This window comes from Pediococcus damnosus (assembly GCF_001437255.1).
Lineage (GTDB): Bacteria > Bacillota > Bacilli > Lactobacillales > Lactobacillaceae > Pediococcus > Pediococcus damnosus.
In genome coordinates this window covers 1-4,698 of record NZ_JQBD01000112.1, presented here as the reverse complement: position 1 = coordinate 4,698, position 4,698 = coordinate 1, and the positions used below count along the sequence as shown (strand labels likewise).

At 36.3% G+C, this 4,698-nt stretch carries 5 protein-coding genes; all 5 read left to right on the top strand.

The window, feature by feature from the left end:
* Nucleotides 1-168: 168 nt before the first annotated feature.
* Genes IV84_RS09595 through dltD form a run of 5 tightly spaced genes read left to right on the top strand, consistent with a single transcriptional unit; the run spans nucleotide 169 to nucleotide 4,599 of the window.
* Nucleotides 169-318, top strand: coding sequence for a teichoic acid D-Ala incorporation-associated protein DltX (locus IV84_RS09595; RefSeq protein ID WP_056986566.1), 150 nt, complete (start codon nucleotides 169-171; stop codon nucleotides 316-318).
* 29 nt (nucleotides 319-347) lie between these two features.
* On the top strand, nucleotides 348-1,871 hold the full coding sequence (gene dltA / locus IV84_RS09590) for a D-alanine--poly(phosphoribitol) ligase subunit DltA (protein ID WP_056986564.1): 1,524 nt from the start codon (nucleotides 348-350) through the stop codon (nucleotides 1,869-1,871).
* The gene (gene dltB / locus IV84_RS09585) at nucleotides 1,871-3,067 is read left to right on the top strand and encodes a D-alanyl-lipoteichoic acid biosynthesis protein DltB (RefSeq protein ID WP_046872071.1); all 1,197 of its coding nucleotides are present in this window, start codon (nucleotides 1,871-1,873) and stop codon (nucleotides 3,065-3,067) included. Before dltA ends, dltB begins: the two co-directional genes overlap by 1 nt.
* A 27-nt stretch (nucleotides 3,068-3,094) precedes the next feature.
* Nucleotides 3,095-3,331 carry a D-alanine--poly(phosphoribitol) ligase subunit DltC gene (gene dltC, locus IV84_RS09580; RefSeq protein WP_046872072.1) on the top strand — a complete coding sequence of 79 codons (237 nt, stop codon included), beginning with the start codon at nucleotides 3,095-3,097 and terminating at the stop codon, nucleotides 3,329-3,331.
* Nucleotides 3,331-4,599 carry a D-alanyl-lipoteichoic acid biosynthesis protein DltD gene (gene dltD / locus IV84_RS09575; RefSeq protein WP_056986562.1) on the top strand — a complete coding sequence of 423 codons (1,269 nt, stop codon included), beginning with the start codon at nucleotides 3,331-3,333 and terminating at the stop codon, nucleotides 4,597-4,599. The genes dltC and dltD overlap by 1 nt, the downstream gene beginning before the upstream one ends.
* Nucleotides 4,600-4,698 lie beyond the last annotated feature (99 nt).

Sequence of the window (4,698 nt, the reverse complement as noted above, 5' to 3'; positions counted from 1 at the left end):
CTATTACCAACAACAGATATTGTAGAACCATAAAGAATTAGTTAACAGTTGCGTTAACGGATTGTTACGAAGAGATTAAGTGGTTATACTAAAAATATATTTACAGGCTAATTAATTCATGAGATACTGTGATTGATAGAGACGTGCATTCTAGGGGGGAAACAAAACATGAAAGATTTTTTTAAAATATTATGGCAACGGGAATGGGTGAAGTTCCTAGCACAAATGTTTTTTTATTTTGTCGTTTTCTTAATACTTGTGTATTTATACGGCTATAGTGGTATTAGTGGCGGTACATTTATTTACAATGAATTTTAAGTGTTTTAAAAGTTATTAGGGGGGAAACAATGCAAATTACAAACGTAATTAACGCGATCGACAAAAACAGTGAGCAAACACCAGATCGCATTGCTTATGATTATCTGGGTGAAACCCATACATATCATGAGTTGAAATGTTATTCGGACGCGTTGGCCAGTAAAATCGGTCAAATGAATTTAGACGCTCAGGCACCAATTATGGTTTTTGGTGAACAGAGTTTTGAAATGGTAGCAACCTTTCTCGGAATTGTAAAAAGTGGGCATGCATATATCCCCATTGACCAGCATTCTCCAAATGATCGGTTGGAAATGATCCAAGAGATTGCTAAGCCCACTGCTTGTATTGCAGTAGAGAAATTGCCGATTCAGATTAAAGGAATTCCGGTGATAAATGCTGATGAATTAGCTCAGATATTTAAAACGACTGGTCGATTTGATGAAAAGCTTGCAGTTTCGGGCGATCAGAACTACTACATTATTTTTACTTCTGGGACAACGGGAAAACCAAAAGGAGTTCAAATTAGTCATCAGAACTTAACAAGTTTTGTAAATTGGATGTTAAAGGACTTTAATTTACCTGATGCACCGGTCAGTCTTGCCCAGGCACCGTATTCCTTTGATTTATCAGTGATGAGTCTCTATCCGACATTGGTTAGTGGTGGAACTTTACAGGTTTTACCTAAAAAAATTACGGATAACTTTAAAGAGCTTTTTGATTACTTACCCAAGATGAATTTAAACGTTTGGGTTTCGACACCTTCTTTTGTTGATATTTGTTTATTGCAACCGGAGTTTGATGCTGCCCATTATCCAACGTTAAGTCACTTCATGTTTTGTGGTGAAGAATTAACCCATCGGACGGCAGTACAGTTAAAAGAACGGTTTCCACAAGCAAAAATTTATAATACGTACGGACCAACTGAGACTACCGTTGCGGTGACGGCGATGGAGATTACACAGAAAATCTTAGACGAAGATCAACGGCTTCCCATTGGCAAACCGAAATCAGACATGAAAATTAGTGTGCTTGATCAATCTGGAAAGCCTGTCGATGTTGGTAAAACGGGTGAGTTGGTTATTTCAGGCCCAAGTGTGTCCAAAGGTTATTTAAATAATCCAGAAAAAACGGCTCATGTTTTTCAGCAGGTCGGAAATCATGATGCCTATCATTCAGGTGATTTAGGTACAAAGGATGAAAATGGTGTTTTACATTACCTAGGACGCCTTGATTTTCAGATTAAGCTGCATGGGTATCGCATAGAGTTGGAAGAAGTTGATCACTATTTAAATGCGCAAAAGCTTATTAAACAGGCAGTAGCGGTTCCTAAGTATGATACTAATCATAAGGTGTCGCAATTAATTGCTTATGTGATTGCAGAGGATAATGATTTCGAGAATAACATGGATCTAACAGTGGCAATTAAAAAGGGCTTACAAGCTACGATGATGTCGTATATGGTGCCAAATCGGCTTGTTTTCAAAAGTAGCTTACCAATCACAGCCAATGGTAAGGTAGATATTAAATCGATCATGAGAGAGGTTAATTCATAATGCTAACATTTACACCTTATGAGAATCCTACTTACTTTGGCATATTGGCAATTGCACTATTGCCGATAGTGATTGGATTACTTTGTGGGAAGAGATTTCACTGGTATGAAACACTGATTTCCTTTTTCTTTTTAGTTCTTATTTTTGGTGGTTCTAAGTTAACGCAAGGAATCGCTTTAATTGCGTATTTAGTTTACGAAGTGTTACTGGTTTGGGGATACACTACGTATCGTAAAAGTAGGAATCAAACGGGGATCTTTGTGGGTGCTGTAATTCTGGCAATCTTACCATTAGTAGTTGTTAAGCTCACACCGGCCATTAATGGTACCCAGTCAATTATTGGATTCTTAGGAATTAGTTATTTAACGTTTAAAGTTGTTCAAACGATTATGGAATCTCGCGATGGTGTTTTAAAGAAATTTGAACCGTGGTTCTTTATACAATTTCTGGTCTTTTTCCCAACCATTTCATCAGGACCAATTGATCGTTATCGACGTTTTAAACGTGATTATGATCATGTACCTAGTCAAGATAAATATTTGAAGCTTTTGCAAAAAGGTGTACACAATATTTTCCTAGGGTTCGTTTATAAATATATGTTGTCCTATCTTTTTGGAACTTTGATGTTACCAAAGATAGAGCATCAAGCTTTAATGGCACATGGCATGTCTTGGTCATTGGTTGGAGTCATGTACGTTTACAGTATGTATCTATTCTTTGATTTTGCTGGTTATAGTTTGTTTGCAATTGGGACAAGTTATTTTATGGGTGTCGAAACACCAATTAACTTTAATGCACCATTTAAATCACACAATATCAAGGAATTCTGGAATCGTTGGCATATGACTTTATCGTTTTGGTTTCGTGACTTCATTTATATGCGGTTAGTTTTCTTTTTGATGAAGCACAAGGTTTTCAAGAGTCCCAAAACAACAGCTAATGTCACTTATATCATCAATATGACGATCATGGGATTTTGGCATGGAGTTACTTGGTATTATATTTCTTATGGTATCCTGCACGGGGTCGCGCTCGTTGTGAATGACTGGTGGTTGAGGTACAAGAAAAAGCATCAGGACAAGTTACCACACAATAAGTTTACAGAGCTTTTCGCAACTTTTATAACTTTTAATTTTGTTTGTTTTACATTTTTACTATTTTCAGGGTTTTTAAATACAATGTTGTTTGCGAAGTAAATTAATTTTTGAAGGAGAGTAATTATAATGGATACAAAAGAAAAAGTTTTAAATATTTTACAGGATTTAACAGGTAATGATGTAAGCGAAGATATGGACAGTAATCTTTTTGATGCTGGGTTGTTGGACTCAATGGGGACAGTTCAACTCCTTTTACAATTACAAAGTGAGCTGGGAGTTAATGTGCCAGTTTCTGAGTTTGAGCGTAGCAAATGGGACACGCCAAACAAAATCATTGCACAAGTTAAGGAATTACAAGCCTAGTGGCAAAGAAACTTTTTCTGATTTTTGGGCCAGTTCTTTTAGCAGGGCTGCTGTTACTTGCAATTCTGTTTTCCCCATTTAAATTGAGTCATATCAATTCTAAAACGGAACGTCAGGCAGCAACATCTTTATCACCTAATGTTCTTAAAGGACAGGTTATTAAAGAATCAGCACTTTCCCACAAAAATTTTGTACCTTTTTTCGGATCTTCAGAATTTTCAAGGTTTGATTTTTCTCATCCATCCGTATTAGCATCAAAGTACAAACGATCTTATACGCCATTCTTAATGGGTGCACCTGGGACGCAATCTTTGACTCATTATTTTCAGATGCAGCTTGTTGATTCCCAGTTGAAGAATCGCAAAGCAGTATTTGTGATTTCACCACAGTGGTTTGTGAAAAAGGGAGCCCGTAAAGATGCCTTTTCATTTTACTATTCACCTTTACAGTCAACGGTGTGGCTTTTAAAGCAACATGGAAGTCAGCAAATGGACCGGTATGCAGCTAAAAGATTATTAGAAATGCCATCCGGAAAAGCAAACCGGACAATTACCAGTGCGCTTAAAAGAGTTGCCGATGGGAAAAAGATCACGTCGGGGCAACGGACCTATTTAACGTACGAAAGACGACTTTTACAGCATGAAGATCAGCTTTTCTCGGCCCTTAAGTTGAAAGATAATCAGGGACGAATTGATCAATTTGCCAAACAATTACCGAATAATTATCAAATGGGTGCACTGGATAAATTAGCGGTGAAACAAGGAAAAGCGCATACTACTAATAATCAGTTTGGAATTGATAATCAATTTTATCAACGGCGTTTAGAAAAAAGAAAAACTAAATTCAAGGGATTAGAACGTAACTGGAACTATACGCAGTCACCGGAATTTAGTGATTTTGAGCTTGTTTTAAACCAGTTTGCTAGTTTGCATACGAATGTTGAATTTATTATTCCTCCAGTAAACCAAAAGTGGAGTGAATATACTGGATTATCACCAAAAATGTTAAAGATATTTGATCAAAAGATTCGGTATCAGTTAACTTCACAAGGATTTACTAATATTTGTGATCTTAGTGATAAAGGTGGTGTACCTTACTTTATGCAAGATACAATTCACTTGGGTTGGCGTGGATGGTTAGCGGTAGATCAGAAAATTGATCCATTTTTAACGAAAAAACAAAAGACACCGCAGTATCAGATCAATTCAAAATTCTATTCGAAAAATTGGCAAAATCTAACGTCAATTCCTAAAACAGAAACTAACTAAAATTTTAAGTAGTTAGAATTTTTGCAACTCATTTATAAAAGTAAAGCAGTGCATTTGTGCTGTTTTACTTTTTTGGGTCTCTGTCAAATCGTATTGGTG